Raw genomic sequence first — 20162 nt, 5'->3', positions numbered from 1 at the left:
GTATCCGCCTGCGCGTGCCGCCCTCACCTCCCGGTGCCGCCTGCCGCGACAGGGTCCGCGTGCGGCGCACGGTTCCCTCCGGTCGCGTCACGGGGCAGCAATGGAAGGGAAACCCAGGAGAAACCAAAGGTGATTCCGAATCGCCTTTTCTGTCATGAACGTGCTGGCCGAATCATTGAGGGGTCGAAAGCGGAACGCGCGAGCGTGTTTGTACCGACCTTCCGGAAAGTTCCCCGTTGAAGTACCGTACGGACTCGGGTCCGACAGGTCGGACGAGATCGGAAAAGGGGCGGGAAAGCGTCAATCACCCGACCTCCCTTGACCTGTTCACGAAGGTACCGAAAGAATCCGGATTGCATTCCGCTGCGCCTCTCTGGACCAGATGCCGGCCCAGCGCACACCGGGGAATCAGCCCAGGCTCCGACCAGGCCTGATCAATTCCGCCACATACGTCACCGCTTTCCGTCCCACAACCCTCCCCCCTCTTTCTGTCATTCCGCGCGCCGTCCCGTTCACCCCCGGGCGCCTTCCATCGCAATACCTGTCGCGGAGAAATTCAATGACATTGCCAGCGCCACGACCCGTGGTGGAAATACCGGGCGAGGTCCAGGGGGCCGAGCCGGACGCGGCGGAATCGTACACCGCCGTCGAGCGACTCCTCGCCGAAGTTCTGGCCGGCGTCGCACACGTCGAACACGTGCCCGCAGAAAGCCATTTCTTCGACGACCTCGGTGCCAACTCACTGACGATGGCGCATTTCTGTGCCCGCGTCAGGAAGCACCCCGATCTGCCGTCGGTGTCCATCCGGGACGTCTACGGCCATCCGACGATCCGCAGCCTCGCCATCGCGTTGACCGAGGCACCGGCACCACCCGCCACCCCGCCCGAGCCGGCCGAGACCGTGCCCCCGGGCAGCACGTTCCGCTATGTCCTGTGCGGCGTGGCGCAGTTGCTCCTCTTCGCCGGATACTGCCTGCTCGCCACCTCCGGATACGTACAGGGGTACGAGTGGGTGGCGGACGCCTCCGGGACGCTCGGGATCTATCTGCGGTCGGCCGTCTTCGGCGCACTCGCCTTCCTCGCCCTGTGCACCCTGCCGGTCGCCGCCAAGTGGCTGCTGGTCGGGCGGTGGAAGCCGCGGGAGTTCCCCGTATGGGGCCCGGCGTACCTGCGGTTCTGGCTGGTCAAGGCACTGCTGCGCACCAGCCCGATGGTCCTGTTCGTCGGCAACCCGCTGTACGTGCTGTATCTGCGGGCCCTCGGCGCCCGCATCGGACCGGGCGTCACCATCCTCAGCCGCACCGTCCCGGTCTGCACCGACCTGCTGACCATCGGCGCGGGCACGGTCGTCCGCAAGGACTCCTCCTTCCTCTGCTACCGGGCGCGCGCCGGGCGCATCCGCACCGGCCCCGTCACCCTCGGCCGGGACGCCTTCGTCGGCGAGCACACCGTCCTCGACATCGACACCGCGCTGGGCGACGGCTCCCAGCTCGGCCACTCCTCCGCGCTGCACGCCGGCCAGTCCGTCCCGCCCCGAGCGAGCTGGCACGGCTCACCGGCCCGCCCCACGGACGTCGACCACATCCGGGTCCCCCCGCTCCCCCGCGGCACGCTGCGCCGGGCCGGATACGGGCTCGCCGCCCTGCTCCAGACCCTGCTGCTGTACGTGCCGCTGACCGTCGGCGGCGCCTATCTGCTGCTCACCGCCGCGCCCGAACTCGACACCCTGCTCGACCCGACGTCGCGGCACACCACCTCGGCACGCTTCTACGTCGAGGCGGCGGCCCTGTCGCTCGCGCTGTTCACGGGCTCGATCCTCGTCGGAGCGGTCCTGGTGTTCGTCGTCCCGCGACTGCTGCGCCCGCTGGTGAAGCCCGACCGCGTCTATCCCCTGTACGGGTTCCACTACTCGGTGCACCGCGCGATCGCCCGCCTGACCAACCTCAAGTTCTTCACCTGGCTGTGCGGCGACAGCTCGTACATCGCCCCCTGCCTCAAGGCCCTCGGATACGACCTCTCGCGCGTCGAGCAGACCGGGTCCAACTTCGGCACCGAGGTGCAGCACGAGACGCCGTACCTGGTGACGGTCGGCAGCGGCACGATGGTCGCCGACGGCCTGTCGGTCATGAACGCGGACTACTCCGGCACGTCCTTCCGGCTCTCCCGGACGGCGATCGGCGGCCACAACTTCCTGGGCAACGCCATCGCCTACCCGGTCGGCGGCCGGACCGGCGAGAACTGTCTGCTGGCCACCAAGGTGCTGGTGCCCCTCGACGGCGAGATCCGCGAAGGTGTCGGGCTGCTCGGCTCGCCGCCCTTCGAGATACCCCGCTCGGTCGAGCGCGACAGCCGCTTCGACCATCTGCGCGAGGGTGCGGAACTGCACCGCCGGCTCGCCGCGAAGAACCGCTTCAACCTGCGCTCGATGGCACTGTTCCTGTTCCTGCGCTGGCTGCACACCTTCGCGCTCACCGTCCTCGGCTTCGCCGCCTTCGACCTGTACGGCCACGGGAACGGCCCGGCGGCACCCCTCGCACTCGCCGCGCTGCCCCTGGCGGCTCTGGTCTTCAACGCCCTCTACTACGCGCTGGTGGAACGGACGCTGACCGGCTTCCGGCCCCTGCGGCCCCGGCTGTGCTCCATCTACGACCCCGTCTTCTGGCGGCAGGAGCGGCTGTGGAAGCTGCCCGACACGCATCTGCAGGTTCTCAACGGCACCCCGTACAAGAACCTCGTCTGGCGGCTGCTCGGGGTCCGGATCGGGCGCCGGGTCTTCGACGACGGGGCGTACATCACCGAGCGGACGCTGACAGCCGTCGGGGACGACTGCACGCTCGCCGCCGGCAGCAAGATCCAGGCACATTCGCAGGAGGACGGCACCTACAAGTCCGACCACGTCACGATCGGCACCGGCAGCACGCTGGAGGTCCAGGCGTTCGTCCACTACGGCGTGACGCTGGGCGAGGGGGCCGTGCTGGCGCCCGACTCCTTCCTGATGAAGGGCGAGGAGGTGCCGCCGCACGCGCGCTGGGGCGGGAACCCGGCGACGGAGACCACCGGAACACGGTGAATCGGGGGAAGAACATGGAACCGTTGGAGCCGGGCGACGCTGCCCGGACGTACTGGCACGAGGTGCTCACCGCCGGGGGGCGGACCGCGATACCGCGGTGGAGCACCGCCCCGACGAAAGGGGTCGCCGCCTACGAAGTGCCGCTGGCGGACGGACTGTTGACCGGGGCGGACGGCACGTCCGCACTGCTCGCCGCGCACGCCGGTGTGCTCGCCGCGCTGTCGGGCGAGGCCGAGATCACCACCGGCTGGCTGGAGGACGGCCGACTGCTGCCCTGCCGGCTCACCGCCGCACCCGGCGGCACCTGGCGCGCCCTGCTGGAGCACACCCGCCGGGCCACCGCCGAGCTGCTCACGCACGCCGGGTTCCCCGTGGCCGCCCTGCGGCACGAACTCGGCCTGCACGAGGCGCCGTTCGAAACCGTGCTCGACACCGGCGGCGGTGACGGCGACCTCGACGAGGACGTGGTCCTGCGGGTCGGGCTGGTGCACCGGGACGACGGCCCGGCGCTCCGGCTGCGGTACCGCACGGACGTGCTCGACGAGGACGCCGCGGCCCGCGTCGCCGGGTACCACGTCACCGCGCTCACCCTGCTCGCCACCGAACCGGACGCCGAACGCGGGCGCGGAAGCCTGGTGACGGACGCCGAACTGCGCCACCAGCTCGACGGGTTGGCCGGGCCGCACCGCGAACTGCCGGACCGCCGGGTGCACGAGCTGTTCGAGCAGCGGGTGGTGGCGCACCCGGACGCGGTCGCCGCCGTGCACGGCGACCGGCGCTGGACCTACCGCGAGCTGAACTCCCGCGCCAACCAGCTCAGTCGGGCCCTGCTCGTCCGGGGCCTCGGCCACGAGGGCGTCGTCGCCGTGGTGACCGAACGCAACCTGGACTGGATGGCGGCCGTCCTCGCGGTGTTCAAGGCCGGCGGCGCCTATCTCCCCGTCGAGCCGCACTTCCCCGCCGAGCGCGTCGCCACCACCCTCGCCCGCGCCGGCTGCGAGCTGGTGCTCACCGAGCGGGGCAGCACGGGCACGCTGGACCGGGCCCTGGCGGGCCTGCCCGGCGTGCAGCGGCTGCTCGTCGAGGACGCCTACGACGAGGCCCATCCGGACTCCGACCTCGGCATGGAGATCGCACCGGACCGGCTGGCGTACATCTACTTCACGTCCGGTTCCACGGGCGAGCCCAAGGGCGCGATGTGCGAGCACGCCGGGATGGTCAACCACCTCCACGCCAAGCTCGACGACCTCGGAATAGGCGAGGGGGACGTGGTCGCGCAGACCGCGCCCCAGTGCTTCGACATCTCCCTGTGGCAGCTGCTGGCCGCGCCCCTGGCCGGCGGGCGGACACTGCTCGTGGAGCAGGAGGCGATCCTGGACGTCGAGCGGTTCGTCGACCGGATCGCCGACGGCCGGGCCAACGTGGTCCAGGTGGTGCCGTCGTACCTCGAAGCGGTCCTCGCCCATCTGGATCAGCACCCCCGTGAACTGCCCGACCTGCGCCGGGTATCGGTCACCGGGGAGGCGCTGAAGAAGGAGCTGGCGGAGCGCTGGTTCGCCACCGAGCCGGGGATACCGCTGGTCAACGCCTACGGGCTGACCGAGACCTCGGACGACACCAACCACGAGGTGATGGACCGCGCCCCGGAGGGGGACCGGGTGCCCCTGGGCCGTCCCGTCCGGAACGTCCGGGTGTACGTCGTCGACGAGCACCTCTGCCCGGTGCCGCTGGGCGCGCCGGGGGAGATCGTCTTCTCCGGGGTGTGCGTGGGGCGCGGGTACGTCAACGACCCCGAGCGCACCGCGCGGGCGTTCACCACCGACCCGTACCGGCCCGGTGAGCGGCTCTACCGCAGCGGGGACCAGGGGCGCTGGCGGCCCGACGGGAAGCTGGAGTTCCTGGGCCGCCGGGACACCCAGGTCAAGGTGCGGGGGTTCCGCATCGAGATCGGTGAGGTGGAGAACGCTCTGCTCAAGGTGGCGGGCGTGCGGGACGGCGCGGTGGTGGTCGTCAGGGGCGCGCGCCTGGCGGCCTTCCACTCGGGCCGGCCGCTCGCGGGCGAGGAGCTGCGGGACCGGCTGGCGGAGTCGCTGCCGGCGTACATGGTGCCGTCGGTGTTCCACTGGCGGGAGAGCCTGCCGCTGACCGCCAACGGCAAGATCGACCGGCGGACGCTGACCGCGCTGGCCGAGGAACTCGACGCGCTGCGCGGCGAGTCGGGCGAACCGCCGGCGACCCCGACCGAGGAGCGGCTGGCCGCCGTCTGGGCCGAGGTGCTCGGGGTGGCGCGGGACCGGATCGGCCGGCACGACCACTTCTTCGACCGGGGCGGCACCTCGCTGTCGGCGGTGAAGCTGGCGATCGCCCTCGACCGGGCGGTGTCCCCCAAGGACGTGACCGCGCATCCGACCCTGGCCGACCTGGCCGGGCTGATCGACACGAGGGCCGGGGCGGCGACCGACGCCGGGACTCCGCGCACGGCCGCCGGGACCGTGGGGAGGTCGTCGTGAGCTTTCTGAGCCGTCGACGCGGCGGAGCACGCCGCGGCCGCAGGGACACGGCGCCCACGCCTCCCCCGGCCGTCCTCACCCTGCCGGACATCGAACTGTCGACCGACAAGCCGCCGCTCGTGACCGTCTCCCCCGCCGAACCCGTCGCCCACTGGGCGGCCGGACACCGCGGCGCCCTGCGGGCCGCCGTGGCCGAGCACGGCTCGCTGCTCGTGCGCGGGCTCGGACTGCGGGACTCGGCCGAGGTCGGCGCGGTCTTCCACGAGGTGGCCGACACACTGACGAGCGAGCAGGAGGCCTTCGCGCCGCGCCGGACGTACGCCGACGGCGTGCACTCCTCGACGGCCTGGCCGCCCAACCAGCCGATGTGCATGCACCACGAGTCGAGCTACTCGCTGGACTTCCCCGGCCTGCTGCTCTTCGCCTGTCTGGAGGCCGCCGAGCGGGGAGGGGCGACCGGGGTCGCGGACGCCGAGGCCGTACTCGCGGCGCTGCCGCCCGAGTTGACGGAGCGGTTCGAGCGGGAGGGCTGGCTGCTCACCCGGTCGTACAACGACGAGATCGGCGCGTCGGTCGCCGAGGCGTTCGGCACCGCCGACCGGACGGTCGTCGAGGCGTACTGCCGGGCGCACTCCATCGAGTTCGACTGGCGGCCCGACGGGTCGCTGCACACCCGGCAGCGGCGGGCCGCCGTGCTCCGGCATCCGGTGACCGGCCGACGCTGCTGGTTCAACCAGATCGCGTTCCTCAACGAATGGACCATGGACCCCGAGGTCCGCGACTACCTCGTGGACCTGTACGGGGCCGACGGGCTGCCCTTCAACACCCGTTACGGCGACGGTGATCCGATCGGCGCCGATGTCGTCGCGGCCCTGAACGAGGTCTACGAGACGCACACCGTCCGCACCCCGTGGCGACCGGGCGACCTGCTGCTCGTCGACAACATCCGCTGCGCCCACAGCCGGGAGCCCTACGAGGGGCCGCGCGAGGTGCTGGTGGGTCTGGCGGACCCGGTACGGCAGACCGGCCACGACGCACCGGGCCGCCACACGAAGGTCCGCGACACGCATGTCTCCGACGGGAAGGACGAGGTGAGCTTCCGATGACCGAGGTTCCGGGTTTCGCCGTGATCTCCGGCGCCCAGGTACGGCAGGCCCTGCGGGGCCGGGAACGGGAGATCGTCGAACTGGTCGAGTCCGCCTACCTGTTGCACGGGAACGGGGATACCGGCGACACGGTCAACCCGCCGTCGTACTTCCTCCGCTTCCCCGACCGTCCGTCCTCGCGGATCATCGCGCTGCCCGCCTCACTGGGCGGGAAATACCAGGTGGACGGCTTGAAGTGGGTCTCCAGTTTCCCGGAGAACACGGCGAGCGGGCTGCCGCGCGCCTCCGCCGTGCTGATCCTCAACGACCACGCCACCGGGTACCCGTTCGCGTGTCTGGAGGCGTCCATCATCAGCGCCACCCGGACCGCCGCGTCGGCGGCGCTGGCGGCCGACCGGCTGAGCGACGCGCGCCGGGGGGCGCCGCGTCCGACGCGGGTCGGCTTCCTCGGGACGGGCCTGATCGCCCGCTACATCCACACCTTCCTGGTGGCGACCGGTTTCGTGTTCGAGGAGGTGGGGGTGCACGACCTGTCCGCGGACAGCGCGACCGGGTTCCGGGGGTACCTGGAGCGGTCGGAGGCGGGCGGGCGGGTGACCGTGTACGACAGCGCCGAGGACGTGATCCGGGCGAGCGACCTGGTGGTCTTCGCGACGATCGCGGGCGAGCCGCACATCCACGAGCCCAAGTGGTTCGCCCACCACCCGCTGGTGCTGCACGTGTCGTTGCGCGATCTCGCGCCCGAGGTGCTGCTCGCGTCGGCGAACTTCGTCGACGACGTCGAGCACTGCCTCAAGGCGAACACGTCACCGCACCTGACCGAACAACTCACCGGCGCACGGGACTTCCTCGACGGAACGCTCCATGACGTCCTCACCGGCCGGGCGACCGTGCCGGCGGACCGTCCGGTGGTCTTCTCGCCGTTCGGCCTCGGGGTCCTGGACCTCGCGGTCGGCGCTCATGTCCACGAGGAAGTGGCCCGCTCCGGCGGACTACGGGTCGTGGACGACTTCTTCCACGAGCTGCGCCGCCACGGCTGACCGCCGGGCGCAGCGAGTACGACAGTGCACGACCAGGGGGGCAGCGGTGCCAGTCATATCCGTTCCCACGGACTTCAACGAGGAGGAGCTGTACGTCGATCTGCGTCAGATCGCCGGACACAAGCTCTTCCTGAAGTGCGAGGGGTTCAACTTCGCCGGCTCGATCAAGCTCAAGGCCGCGTCCGAGATGGTGCGGGCCGCCGAACGGGAGGGGCGTCTCAGGCCGGGCTCGACGCTCGTGGAGTCGTCGTCCGGCAATCTGGGCGTCGCGCTGAGCATGATCGCGGCGAGCCGAGGCTACCGGTTTCTGTGCGTGACCGATTCCCGGTGCAATCCGCAGACCCGGCGCGTGATCGAGGCGCTGGGCAGCCGGGTGCACGTCATCTCCGAGCCGGACCCGCACGGCGGTTTCCTGGGCGCGCGGATCTCGTACGTCCGCGCGCTGTGCGCCACCGACCCGCGGTACGTGTGGCTGGACCAGTACACCAACGAGGCGAACTGGCAGGCGCACTACCGCACCACCGCGCCCGCGATCGCCCGGCAGTTCCCGCGGCTGGACGTGCTGTTCGTGGGCGTCGGCACCTCGGGGACGCTGATGGGCTGCGCCCAGTGGTTCTGGGAGCGGCGGCGCCGGGTGCGGATCGTCGCCGTGGACAGCGTCGGGTCGGTGGCGTTCGGCGGGGCGCCGGGCCGCCGGATGATCCCGGGGCTCGGCACCAGCGTGCCCCCGGCACTCCTCGACGTGTCCTACGTCGACGACGTCGTCCGGGTGGAGGAGATCGACACCGTACGGGCCTGTCACCGCATGGCCCGACGGGGCTTCCTCTTCGGGGGCTCCACGGGCACGGTCGTCAGCGGCGCCGCCGAGTGGCTGGGCCGCAACGGCTCGCCGGACACCACGGCTGTGGCGATCTCCCCGGACCTCGGCGAACGCTACCTCGACACCATCTACCGGCCGGGCTGGCCGCTGGAGCAGTACGGGGAGCCCGTGCTCGACCCGGAGGAGGAGTTCGGCACGGGCGACCTGGGAACGGGCGAGCTCGCGACACCCGTCTGAGCCACACCGCACGATCCGGCGCCGGACGCTCCGCTCCGGCGCCGGACACCTGCCCCCGCCCCCCTGCCCCCGAAGACCGGCGAGCGTCACCGTGACGACGCGATACCGAGGGGTTGGAACTGCTGCCGCTGGAGTGCGTTCACGAACGCTGGGTGAGCGGGAGTGAGTGCTGCTGGTCTTCGTCGTGTCGCGTGCCTCGGTCGCGGGGTCAGTTTCAGCAGGGAACTGACGTTCCCTCATCGAATACGTGACCCTTGTGATGGATGCTCGTTTCCATGGCAACGGGATCGTCGGGCAGGGGTGGCGGGGTGGGTGAGCGGCGGAGCATCGAGGCGCCATTCGTCGTGTCCGGTCCGGCCGGTGTGGCCGTCCGGACCCGGCTCAAGCAGCTGACGCCGGGCGATGAGAAGGTGCTGCGTCTGGTGGGCGGGCATCTGGGGTCGCTGGCTTCGCGGGATCTGAAGGCGCGCTGCCGGGACGGCCTGGCGCACTCCGCTGAGGCGTGGGCGGTCCGTAAGCGGGAGCTGACGCCGCTGTCGTCGTCGCGGTGGGCGGGCAGTGTCACCAAGGCCACGCATGACCAGTGGGCGCTGGCCCGCCGCTGCCAGTCGGCGCACCTGCAGAGCCTGGAAGCGGGGATCCGTACCATCGAGGCTCGGCTGGCGTTGCCGGTCGGGCAGAAGGGGACGAAGAACGCGCCCGGGGGTTACCGTTCGCGGCGGGAGTGGCACGCGAAGTCCCGGCGCCTGCGGGTGCTTCAGGACCGGCTTGCCTCCGCGCGGGCCGACCGGGAGGCCGGGATCGTGCACGTCGTGCGCGGAGGCAAGCCTCTGGCCCGCACCCGCCACCACCTGGACGCTGCTGGGCTCACGGAGTCCGTGTGGCATGGGCGATGGGAGGCGGAGCGCTGGTTCTGCCAGGCCGACGGCGAGTCCGGCAAGCGCCACGGCAACGAGACCATCCGCGTCAGCCCCGACGGCGAGGTGAGCATCAAACTGCCCACGCCGCTCGAGCATCTGGCGAACGCCCCGCACGGACGGTACGTCCTCACCGGCCAGGTCGCCTTCGCGCATCGGGGCGGTGACTGGGCGGACCGCGTCGTAGCCGACCGGGCGATCGCCTACCGCATCCACTACGACACCGGCCGGGACCGCTGGTATCTGACCGCGTCCTGGCAGACCCCGCCCGCCCCGGCCCTCCCGATCGAGGCAGCGCTCGCCCACGGCGTGATCGGCGTTGACATGAACGCCGATCACCTGGCCGCCTGGCGCCTCGACACCCACGGCAACCCGACCGGCAGCCCGCGCCGCTTCTCCTACGACCTGACCGGCACCGCCGTACACCGTGACGCGCAGGTCCGCCACGCCCTCACCCGCCTCCTGCACTGGGCGAAGACCTGCGGTGTCAAGGCGATCGCGGTCGAGGACCTGGACTTCGCCACCGAGAAGACCCGCGAGAAACACGGCCGCAGGAAACGCTTCCGGCAGCTGATCTCCGGCATGCCCACCGGAAAACTCCGCGCCCGGGTGGCCTCGATGGCCGACGCCGCGGGGATCGCGGTCATCGCCGTCGACCCTGCCTACACCAGCCGGTGGGGCGCTCAGCACTGGCAGCAGCCCCTCAGCAGCACCACCCGTAAGACGACTCGCCACGAGGCTGCCGCCGTGGCGATCGGAAGGCGCGCCCAGGGACACCCGATCCGGCGACGGACGACACCGCCCCCACAGCACCGGAGCGATGCGGTGGGGCATCGGACCGTCCAGGCCGGACCAGGTGCCCCTGGGCGTGAGACGTTGCTCATCTGCGGCCTCCGGCCGCGGGCCGCCCCCGCATCCCCGGACCACGGACACGATCCGTGCCGCCCGGACGCGGAGCGAACGCGGGCAACCAGAACGCCCAACACCGTCCGGGGCGTTCGGCCGAGCATGAGACCTGGCAACAGGACTCACTCCCGCTCAGTCTTTAGGAACGGTAGGTTCCGGATATGGCATCGAGTACCCACGAAGTGACCAATCAGGCTCCGCCCCTGGTGGACTACGACGTCTTCGGCGCCGACGCCGTCCTGTCGGAGGCGGTCGAACGGCATCTGGCGCCGGAGGTCCTGGAGGAGGCGCGGGACGAGCTGACGGGGTTCGGCCGCACGGCGGGCTCCGCGCAGGTGCAGGAGTGGGGGCGGCTCGCGAACGAGAACCCGCCGAAGCTGCGGGCGTACGACCGGTACGGGAACCGGGTGGACGAGGTCGAGTTCCATCCGTCCTGGCACCGGCTGCTCGGCAAGGGCGTCTCGGCGGGGCTGACGGCGGCCTGGACCCGGCCCGGCGGTCATGTGCGACGCGCGGCGGCGTTCGTGGTGTGGACCCAGGTCGAGGCCGGCAACGGCTGCCCGCTGTCCATGACCCACGCGGCGGTGCCCGCCCTGCGGACGGACCCGGCGCTCGCCGCCGAGTGGGAGCCCCGGCTGACGTCGCAGCTCTACGACTGGGACATGCGGCCCGCCGACCAGAAGGCCGGCGCCCTCTTCGGGATGGGCATGACCGAGAAGCAGGGCGGCAGCGACGTACGCGCCAACACCAGCGCGGCGCGGCCGCTGGCCGAGGAGGGAACGTACGAGCTGACGGGCCACAAGTGGTTCTGCTCGGCGCCGATGTCGGACGGGTTCCTGGTGCTGGCGCAGGCTCCGGGCGGGCTGACGTGTTTCCTGGTGCCCCGGATACTGGCGGACGGCTCGCGGAACGTGTTCCGCATCCAGCGGCTGAAGGAGAAGCTGGGCAACCGGTCCAACGCCTCCGCCGAGGTCGAGTTCGACGGGACGTGGGCGCGCCGGGTCGGGGACGAGGGGGCGGGGGTGCGCACGATCATCGGGATGGTGGCGGCCACCCGGCTGGACTGCGCGCTGGGCGCGGCCTCGTTGATGCGGCAGGCGGTCGCGCAGGCGGTGCATCACTGCGCTTATCGGGAGGCGTTCGGCGGGCGGCTGGTCGACAAGCCGCTGATGCGGAACGTGCTGGCCGATCTGGCGCTGGAGTCGGAAGCGGCGACGACGCTGGCGATGCGGCTGGCGGCGGCGTACGACGCGGCCGAGGCGGGCGACGAGAACGAACGCTCGTTTTTGCGGCTCGCGGTGCCGGTCGCCAAGTACTGGGTCACCAAGCGCTGCGCCCCGCTCGTGGTGGAGGCCTCCGAGTGCCTGGGCGGGAACGGCTATGTCGAGGAGTCCGGCATGCCGCGCCTGCTGCGCGAGTCTCCGCTCAACTCCATCTGGGAGGGCGCCGGGAACGTACAGGCGCTCGATGTGCTGCGCGCGCTGCAGCGCGAACCGCGGGCCCTGGACGCGTACTTGCGGGAGGTGGGCCGGGCGCGAGGCGCGGACCACCGGCTCGACGGCGCGATCAAGGGCCTGCTGACCGAACTCGCGGATCTGGACGGCGTCGAGGCCCGCGCGCGCCGGCTCGTGGAACGGCTGGCGCTCGTCCTCCAGGGCGCGCTGCTCACGCGGTTCGCGCCCCCGGCGGTCGCCAACGCCTTCTGCGCCTCCCGGCTCGGCGGCGACTGGGGCACGGCCTTCGGCACACTGCCGCACACCCTGGACCTGGCGTCGGTGGTGGAACGGGCACGTCCGGAGGGCTGAGCCGCAGCCGTACGGGGGACATCCCTCCGCGCGGCGGGCGCCCGCTCTTTCGGGTGGTGCGACCGGGCCGTCCGACGCGGGGGTGGTGCTGCGCCGACACGGCACCACCCCCGCTTCTGTGGCCCCTTGGAGCGGAGCGCAGACGCCGCAGCGGGCGACGTTGAACAAGTTTCAAGGAGCACGGGACGGTCCGCCAGGGTTGCAGGGGGTTGCAACTCGTCCGCGTTCTGTGGCCGGAGGACGCCCCTCCGTGGCCGAAGAACGGCACACTGGGAGACCCGCGGTCAACGCCGTCGCGCGGATCCGGACTTCCACGGCCACCAGGGGCCGGGGAGCGGACCGGCCTGCCGGGAGGAACGTGTGCCGCACTCGCCGATGGAAGTCACACGGCTGACCGCCACGGACGCCGCCCGGGCGGCCCGGGTCCTCGGCGAGGTGCGCGCCTCCACCCTCGACGGACGGCCCTCGAAACCCGCGCCGCGCCCCGCGATCCGGGAGTCCTGGGGCCGGATGGTGCGCGGCGGCGTCGACCCCGACCACGACTTCCGGTCCGACCTCCTCGGCCGGGACGAGGTCGAGCGGCGGCGTCGGACCTCGCGGCTGCGCCATGTCCTGCCGGTGCTCCGCGAGGGCCTGCTCTCCCTGGCGGACACCACGCAGCACATCATGATGGTCGCGGACGCGGACGCCCGGGTGCTGTGGCGCGAGGGCAGTACGGCCGTCCTCCGCAAGGCGGACGGGCAGGGGCTGGGGATCGGCTCGGACTGGCGCGAGGAGGTCGTCGGCACGAACGGGGTCGGCACGCCCCTGGTCTCCCGGCAGGCCGTCCAGGTGTTCTCCGCCGAGCACTTCGTGCGCGCCCTGCACCCGTGGACCTGCACCGGCGCCCCCATCGTCGACCCGCGCGACGGCCGGCTCCTCGGCGCGGTCGACATCAGCGGCCCCCTGGAGACCCTGCACCCCTCCACCCTCGCGCTCGTCGACTCGGTCGCCAAGCTCGCCCAGGCGCACCTGCGGGAGCTGCACCTCATCTCGCTCGAACAGCTACGGGCGGTGGCGGCCCCGGTGCTGGCCCGGATCGGCGGCCGCGCGATCGCCGTCGACCGGGACGGCTGGACGGCCGCGGTCACCGGCATGCCGTACACCAGCCGGATCGCCCTGCCCAAGTCCCTCTCCCCCGGCCGCTGTCGGCTGCCCGCGCTCGGCCCGTGCACCGTCGAACCGCTGCCCGCCGGCTGGCTGATACGGCCGGTGGCGGAGCCGGCGTCCGCCACGGCCGCCACGCACATCACCCTCGACGTGTCCCACCCGCGCGGCTGGACCGTCACCGTCGCCGGCTGCGCGGGCTCCTGGACCCATGAGCTCACCCCCCGCCACGCCGAACTCCTGTACCTGCTGGCCCTGCACAGGGACGGGCGCAGCGCCTCCGCGCTCGCCGACGACATGTTCGGCGACCCCGCGCGCACCGTCACGATCCGCGCCGAGATGTCCCGGGTGCGCCGCTATCTCGGTCCCTTCCTCGACCATCGGCCGTACCGTTTCACCGAGCGCGCCGACGTCGAAGTCCTGTTGCCCGAGAGCCCGTTGGACCTGTTGCCGCACTCGGTGGCGCCGGGGGTGGTGCGGGCGCGGAGTGGGGTGCCGGGTGGTGCGCCAGGTGGTGCGCCGGGTCGCCTCCTCGGGGCGGACGGGCGTGCGGGGCACGAGCGGGCCGGGCCGAACCTGTGATCCCCCGCCGAACTCCCAACCCCCGTACCGGTGAGCGGATCATGGTGTCGGGGTGAGGGATCTCCCTGTATTTCCCGGGACCTCGGCGTGACACGTGTCCCACTGACGTAGCATCGCTGCCAGGCCGCCCCACCTGCCTCTCCGTCAAGATCTTGTTCTCGGTAGGCAGTTGGCCGTCCCCGGGAGGTTTCATGAAGCACCGCGGTAGGCACCGACGACGCAGAAGGGGGCGTGCGCTGCGCGCGTCCCTGGCGGGGACCGCGCTGGCGCTCACGGCGGCGGCCACCCTGATCAGCACGTCGCAGGCGGCGGGCGGCGAGACGCCGGGCGCCCTCTCCTCGCTCACCTCGGCCGGCGAGCTGCGCGCTCTGCAGCTCCGGGAGACCCTGGCCGACGGGGCGGGGCTGCGCACGCTCACCGACGAGATGGGCGGCGGGGTCGGTCTCGACGAGGTGCTGGGCAGCGCGAACCACGCGATGCGCGCCGAGGCCGACTGCTTCAGCACGGAGAAGGACAATCTGCCCGTCGAGCCGGCCGCCTCGCGGGCGTACTGCTGGGAGCCCGGTGACGCGGTCGACGACCGGTGGGTCCCCCGCTCGGTCACCACGTCCCGGAACAACCAGGTGATCGCGTCCGGTTGGACGCACAGCGGCGCCGGGAGCGGCTCACCCGCGGTCGGCACCACGTCCGACGGCGGCACCCGCGCGAACGGCACCCACGCTGACGGTGCGGGCGGCGACGGCGCCGACGACCAGGGGCTAGCCAGGGTCGCGTTCGTCGACGCCAGTGATCCGTCGAACCTCAGGTACCGCTGGGTTCTGCTGGTCGTGCCGACGGCCGGCGAGCGGGGCTTCGAGGGGCTGCGCGCCCGGCTCGGCGGCATGGCCTGGTACGAGGACAAGCTGATCGTCACCGCCCGGGGCCCGCGGAGCCGGGGCGGGCAGGACGACTCCCTGTACGTGTTCGACCTGGCCCGCTTCCTCCGCGCCGACGTGACCGGCAGCGAGGCGATCGGCAGGTCCGGCGACGGCTGGTCGGCCCACCACTACCGGTACGCGCTGCCGGCGGTCGCCTCCTACACCCCGTCGAAGGGCGGCGGCTGTGACGTGCGGGACGGCGACGGGGTGCCCTGCCTCGGCTCGCTCTCCCTCGACCGGACGTCGACCCCGCCCACCGTGGTCGCGAGCGAGCGGTCCCGGCCGGGCGGCGAGCGGCCCGCCCGCGTCTGGCGGTACGCCCTCGACATCACCGGCGACCGCACCGGCCTGCTCACCACCACGGGACGCGGCCACACCGCCGTCGCCACCGAGGCGTACGAGACCGATGCCTCCGGTATCGGGGGCGTCCTCGCCCACCGGGGCTCCTGGTACGTCGACCGGACCGCCGAGGAGCGCGAGAGCCACGGCACGCTCTGGCGCCAGGACGAGGCCGGCGCCGAGGCCACGAAGTGCCCGGCGGGGAAGTCCGCCGAGAAGTCGGACCTACAGTCCTACGCCTGCTGGGGACGACACACCTCCTCCCTCTCCTACTCACCGGAAACCGACGAGGTCTGGACCCTCACCGACCCCATCCCGGAACGGGTGCTGTACGCGGTGAAACTGTCGGACATCGAGGACACGCTCGACTAGCTCCCGCGAACCCGGCCCTCTCTTGGAGGCGGGCCGGGGCGCGTGATTCCCTGGGCCCATGAGCAGCAGCACCGTCACCACCTGGTCCCTGGAGCAGACCTCGCCGAGCGATCTGCTTCCCGCCGCGGCGCCCGAGGGCGACGGCGTGCGTATCGTGCGCGCCGAGGTCCCCTCCCCCGAGTTCAGCCGCTTCCTGTACGCCTCGGTCGGCGGGGACGTCCTGTGGATCGACCGGCTGTCGTGGTCGTACGAGCGGTGGCGGGAGCACCTGGAGCGGCCGGGCGTGGAGACCTGGGTCGCCTACGACCGGGGCACGCCCGCCGGTTACGTGGAGCTGGAGCCGCAGGACGGCGGAGTCGTGGAGATCGTCTACTTCGGGCTGATCCCGGGCTTCCGTGGGCGGCGCATCGGCGGGCACCTGCTGTCGTACGGGACCGCCCGCGCCTGGGACCTCGCCGAACGGTGGCCGGAGCTGCCGCCGACCAAGCGGGTCTGGCTGCACACCTGCTCCCGGGACGGCGAGCACGCCATGGCGAACTATCTGCGGCGGGGTTTCGCCCTGTTCGACACGAAGGTGACGGAGGAGCCCGACGCGACGGCGCCGGGGCCCTGGCCCGGCGCGGCCCCGTCCACACCATGACCCACATCACATTGTCTCGCGATGCGAGACATCCTTGTCCGGAATGTGGATGACGGTGGACTCGGTCTAAAGAGGCGTGCCACGCTTCCGTCATGTCTGGAACTGGAATTGCCTTGGTGAGTCGGCGGCACGTCGACCTCGGCCGCATGTCCAGCGCCATCTGTCCGGTGAGCTGAGCCCGACCCCGAGGGGTTGGACGACCCCGGGCGACAGCGCCGCACCCTCCCTCTGTTTCAGCCCGCGCAAGGACGCGCAGGCGTCGCACACGCTGCCCGCGTGTGCCCGCATGCGCGCGCAAGCGCGGGTCAGAGCCGCTTCCACGCCTTTCCCGAAGGACATACACACCATGGCCGCCACCCCGCAGAACCCCGCCACGCCCCGCCGCAAGGTGAGCCGTCACCGTGGTGAGGGCCAGTGGGCCGCGGGGCACTTCACCCCGCTGAACGGCAACGAGCAGTTCAAGAAGGACGATGACGGTCTCAATGTGCGGACACGCATTGAGACGATCTATTCGAAGCGCGGCTTCGACTCCATCGACCCCAACGACCTGCGCGGCCGTATGCGCTGGTGGGGCCTCTACACCCAGCGCAAGCCCGGGATCGACGGCGGCAAGACCGCGATCCTGGAGCCGGAGGAGCTGGACGACAAGTACTTCATGCTGCGGGTGCGGATCGACGGCGGTCGGCTCACCACCCAGCAGCTGCGGGTGATCGGCGAGATCTCGCAGGAGTTCGCGCGGGGCACGGCCGACATCACCGACCGGCAGAACGTCCAGTACCACTGGATCCGCGTCGAGGACGTGCCCGAGATCTGGGAGCGGCTGGAGGCCGTCGGCCTGTCCACCACCGAGGCCTGCGGTGACACCCCCCGTGTGATCATCGGCTCACCCGTCGCCGGGATCGCCGCCGACGAGATCATCGACGGCACGCCCGCGATGGCGGAGATCAGCCGGCGCATCATCGGCAACCCCGCCTTCTCGAACCTGCCCCGCAAGTTCAAGTCCGCGATCTCCGGCTCACCGCTGCTCGACGTGGCGCACGAGATCAACGACATCGCCTTCGTCGGTGTCCGCCACCCCGAGCACGGCCCCGGCTTCGACCTCTGGGTCGGCGGCGGTCTGTCCACCAACCCCAAGATCGGGCAGCGGCTCGGCGCCTGGGTGCCGCTGGACGAGGTCGCCGACGTCTACGAGGGCGTCATCTCGATCTTCCGTGACTACGGCTACCGGCGGCTGCGCACCCGCGCCCGCCTGAAGTTCCTGCTCGCCGACTGGGGTACGGAGAAGTTCCGCCAGGTCCTGGAGGACGAGTACCTCAAGCGCAAGCTGGTCGACGGCCCCGCGCCCGACCAGCCGGTGGCCCGCTGGCGCGACCACGTGGGTGTCCACCAGCAGAACGACGGCCGGTACTACGTCGGGTTCGCCCCGCGCGTCGGTCGGGTGGACGGCACCACGCTGACGAAGATCGCCGACCTCGCCGAGGCGCACGGCTCCGGCCGGGTCCGCACCACGGTCGAGCAGAAGATGATCGTGCTCGACGTCACCGAGGAGCAGGTCGACTCGCTCGTCGCGGGCCTGGAAGCACTCGATCTCACCGTCAACCCGTCGCCGTTCCGGCGCGGCACGATGGCCTGCACCGGCATCGAGTACTGCAAGCTCGCCATCGTCGAGACGAAGGCGCGCGGCTCCCTGCTGATCGACGAACTGGAGCGCCGGATCCCGGAGTTCGACGAGCCGATCACCATCAACATCAACGGCTGCCCGAACGCCTGTGCGCGTATCCAGGTGGCGGACATCGGTCTCAAGGGCCAGCTCATGCTCAACGACCAGGGCGAGCAGGTCGAGGGCTACCAGGTGCACCTGGGCGGCGCGCTCGGCCTGGAGGCCGGCTTCGGCCGCAAGGTGCGTGGCCTGAAGGTCACCGCCGACGAGCTTCCCGACTACGTCGAGCGCGTGCTCAAGCGCTTCCAGGAGGAGCGCGAGGACGGCGAGCGCTTCGCCGCGTGGGTCACGCGCGCTTCCGAGGAGGCGCTGTCGTGAGCGAGCGTGCCGCGCCCTTCTACTGCCCCTACTGCGGTGACGAGGACCTGCGCCCGAGCGAAGAAGGTCACGGCGCGTGGGAATGCGGGGCCTGCAATCGAGCCTTCCAGTTGAAGTTCCTCGGGCTGTTGTCCCGGGGGCTGCAACGAGCCGACAGCGGAGGGGATCACATATGAACGCCGTTCAGGCGGATTCCGATACATCCGCGTCCTCCACGGACGCGGCCGACCCGGACGCGGCGAAGCGCGCCGAGCTCAAGGCGCTCGCCGAGCAGGCCGGCCGCGATCTGGAGGACGCCCCGGCCCTGGAGATCCTCCAGTGGGCCGTGGACACCTTCGGCAAGCGCTTCTGCGTGACCTCCTCCATGGAGGACGCGGTCGTCGCGCACCTCGCCTCCCGGGCCAGGCCCGGCGTCGACGTCGTGTTCCTGGACACCGGCTACCACTTCCCGGAGACCATCGGCACCCGGGACGCCGTCGAGGCCGTGATGGACGTCAACGTCATCACGATCACCCCGCGGCAGACGGTCGCCGAGCAGGACGCCGAGTACGGCCCCAAGCTGCACGACCGCGACCCCGACCAGTGCTGCTTCCTGCGGAAGGTCAAGCCCCTCGAAGAGGGTCTGACCCGCTTCGACGCCTGGGCGACCGGCCTGCGCCGCGACGAGTCCGAGTCCCGGGCGAACACCCCGGTCGTCGGCTGGGACGAGAAGCGCGGCAAGGTCAAGATCTCCCCGATCGCCCGCTGGACTCAGGACGACGTGGACGCGTACGTGGCCGAGCACGGCGTGCTCACCAACCCCCTGCTCATGGACGGCTACACCTCCGTGGGCTGCGCCCCCTGCACCCGCCGGGTCGCCCCCGGCGAGGACGCGCGGGCGGGCCGCTGGGCGGGCAACGCCAAGACCGAGTGCGGGCTGCACCTGTGACCGAGACAGCCGAGACCGTCGGGAACACCGGCCCCGGGACGGGCCGTGCTCCCGCGACGAACCAGGAGAACCAAGTGACGACCGGAGCCACCGGAGCCACCGTCTGGCTCACGGGTCTGCCGAGTGCCGGCAAGACCACCATCGCCTACGAACTCGCGGGTCGCCTGCGCGAGGAGGGCCACCTCGTGGAGGTCCTCGACGGCGACGAGATCCGCGAGTTCCTCACCGCGGACCTCGGCTTCAGCCGCGCCGACCGGCACACCAACGTGCAGCGCATCGGCTTCCTCGCCGACCTGCTCGCCCGCAACGGCGTCAAGGCGCTCGTACCGGTCATCGCGCCGTACGCCGACAGCCGCGAGGCGGTCCGCAAGCGGCACGCGGCGAGCGGTGCCGCGTATGTCGAGGTGCACGTGGCGACGCCGGTCGAGGTGTGCTCCGTACGCGATGTGAAGGGTCTGTACGCCAAGCAGGCGGCCGGTGAGATCTCCGGGCTGACCGGGGTCGACGACCCCTACGAGGCCCCCGAGACCCCGGACCTGCGGATCGAGTCGCAGGACCAGACGGTCCAGGAGTCCGCGGCGCTGGTGCACCAGCTGCTCACCGAGAGGGGTCTGGCATGACGACGACCGTCGCCTCCGTCTCCGGGGAGACCGGCACCCCGTACACCCTGTCGCACCTGGACGCGCTGGAGTCCGAGGCGGTCCACATCTTCCGCGAGGTCGCGGGCGAGTTCGAACGGCCGGTGATCCTCTTCTCCGGCGGCAAGGACTCCATCGTCATGCTGCACCT

Annotated in this window: 14 protein-coding genes and 2 pseudogenes; all 16 read left to right on the top strand. The window is 71.7% G+C overall.

Going from position 1 to position 20162, the window contains the following annotated elements; genetic code table 11:
* Positions 1 to 559 precede the first annotated feature (559 nt).
* Positions 560 to 3070: a Pls/PosA family non-ribosomal peptide synthetase gene (locus tag PUR53_RS10055; protein ID WP_329908048.1), complete on the top strand. Its 2511-nt coding sequence runs from the start codon at positions 560 to 562 to the stop codon at positions 3068 to 3070.
* Positions 3071 to 3084: 14 nt separating this feature from the next.
* Positions 3085 to 5580, top strand: a complete 2496-nt coding sequence (locus PUR53_RS10050; protein WP_329908046.1) for a non-ribosomal peptide synthetase — start codon at positions 3085 to 3087, stop codon at positions 5578 to 5580.
* The gene (locus PUR53_RS10045) at positions 5577 to 6686 is read left to right on the top strand and encodes a TauD/TfdA family dioxygenase (protein ID WP_329894975.1); all 1110 of its coding nucleotides are present in this window, start codon (positions 5577 to 5579) and stop codon (positions 6684 to 6686) included. The genes PUR53_RS10050 and PUR53_RS10045 overlap by 4 nt, the downstream gene beginning before the upstream one ends.
* On the top strand, positions 6683 to 7726 hold the full coding sequence (sbnB, locus tag PUR53_RS10040; protein ID WP_329894974.1) for a 2,3-diaminopropionate biosynthesis protein SbnB: 1044 nt from the start codon (positions 6683 to 6685) through the stop codon (positions 7724 to 7726). Before PUR53_RS10045 ends, sbnB begins: the two co-directional genes overlap by 4 nt.
* A gap of 46 nt (positions 7727 to 7772) precedes the next feature.
* On the top strand, positions 7773 to 8783 hold the full coding sequence (gene sbnA, locus PUR53_RS10035; RefSeq protein ID WP_329908044.1) for a 2,3-diaminopropionate biosynthesis protein SbnA: 1011 nt from the start codon (positions 7773 to 7775) through the stop codon (positions 8781 to 8783).
* Between the two features lie 275 nt (positions 8784 to 9058).
* Positions 9059 to 10749, top strand: a pseudogene (locus tag PUR53_RS10030) (IS200/IS605 family accessory protein TnpB-related protein).
* Positions 10750 to 10767: 18 nt separating this feature from the next.
* A complete protein-coding gene (locus tag PUR53_RS10025; RefSeq protein WP_329908043.1) occupies positions 10768 to 12411 on the top strand; it encodes an acyl-CoA dehydrogenase family protein in 1644 nt (547 codons plus the stop codon).
* A gap of 375 nt (positions 12412 to 12786) precedes the next feature.
* The gene (locus PUR53_RS10020) at positions 12787 to 14139 is read left to right on the top strand and encodes a helix-turn-helix domain-containing protein (protein WP_329908057.1); all 1353 of its coding nucleotides are present in this window, start codon (positions 12787 to 12789) and stop codon (positions 14137 to 14139) included.
* A 191-nt stretch (positions 14140 to 14330) separates the two neighbouring features.
* Complete coding sequence (locus PUR53_RS10015) at positions 14331 to 15767, top strand: hypothetical protein (protein WP_329908042.1); 1437 nt, start codon at positions 14331 to 14333, stop codon at positions 15765 to 15767.
* Positions 15768 to 15825: 58 nt separating this feature from the next.
* Entirely contained in the window at positions 15826 to 16407 is a 582-nt protein-coding gene (locus PUR53_RS10010) for a GNAT family N-acetyltransferase (RefSeq protein ID WP_329908040.1), read from the top strand.
* A 92-nt stretch (positions 16408 to 16499) separates the two neighbouring features.
* On the top strand, positions 16500 to 16583 hold the full coding sequence (locus PUR53_RS10005; RefSeq protein ID WP_309474722.1) for a putative leader peptide: 84 nt from the start codon (positions 16500 to 16502) through the stop codon (positions 16581 to 16583).
* Between the two features lie 170 nt (positions 16584 to 16753).
* Entirely contained in the window at positions 16754 to 18445 is a 1692-nt protein-coding gene (locus PUR53_RS10000) for a nitrite/sulfite reductase (RefSeq protein ID WP_329908039.1), read from the top strand.
* Positions 18442 to 18621 (top strand): hypothetical protein, encoded by a 180-nt coding sequence (locus PUR53_RS09995; protein WP_329894968.1) that lies wholly within the window; start codon positions 18442 to 18444, stop codon positions 18619 to 18621. Before PUR53_RS10000 ends, PUR53_RS09995 begins: the two co-directional genes overlap by 4 nt.
* A complete protein-coding gene (locus PUR53_RS09990; RefSeq protein ID WP_329894967.1) occupies positions 18618 to 19373 on the top strand; it encodes a phosphoadenylyl-sulfate reductase in 756 nt (251 codons plus the stop codon). The genes PUR53_RS09995 and PUR53_RS09990 overlap by 4 nt, the downstream gene beginning before the upstream one ends.
* Entirely contained in the window at positions 19370 to 19993 is a 624-nt protein-coding gene (gene cysC / locus PUR53_RS09985; protein ID WP_329908037.1) for an adenylyl-sulfate kinase, read from the top strand. Before PUR53_RS09990 ends, cysC begins: the two co-directional genes overlap by 4 nt.
* Positions 19990 to 20162, top strand: a pseudogene (locus PUR53_RS09980) (sulfate adenylyltransferase subunit CysD); the annotation flags it as partial. The gene cysC and the pseudogene PUR53_RS09980, both read left to right, overlap by 4 nt.

This window comes from Streptomyces sp. SP18BB07, assembly GCF_036322545.1.
GTDB classification, from domain to species: domain Bacteria; phylum Actinomycetota; class Actinomycetes; order Streptomycetales; family Streptomycetaceae; genus Streptomyces; species Streptomyces deccanensis.
The sequence above is the reverse complement of the archived record's forward strand: the minus strand, read 5'-3'. Positions and strand labels throughout refer to the sequence as shown.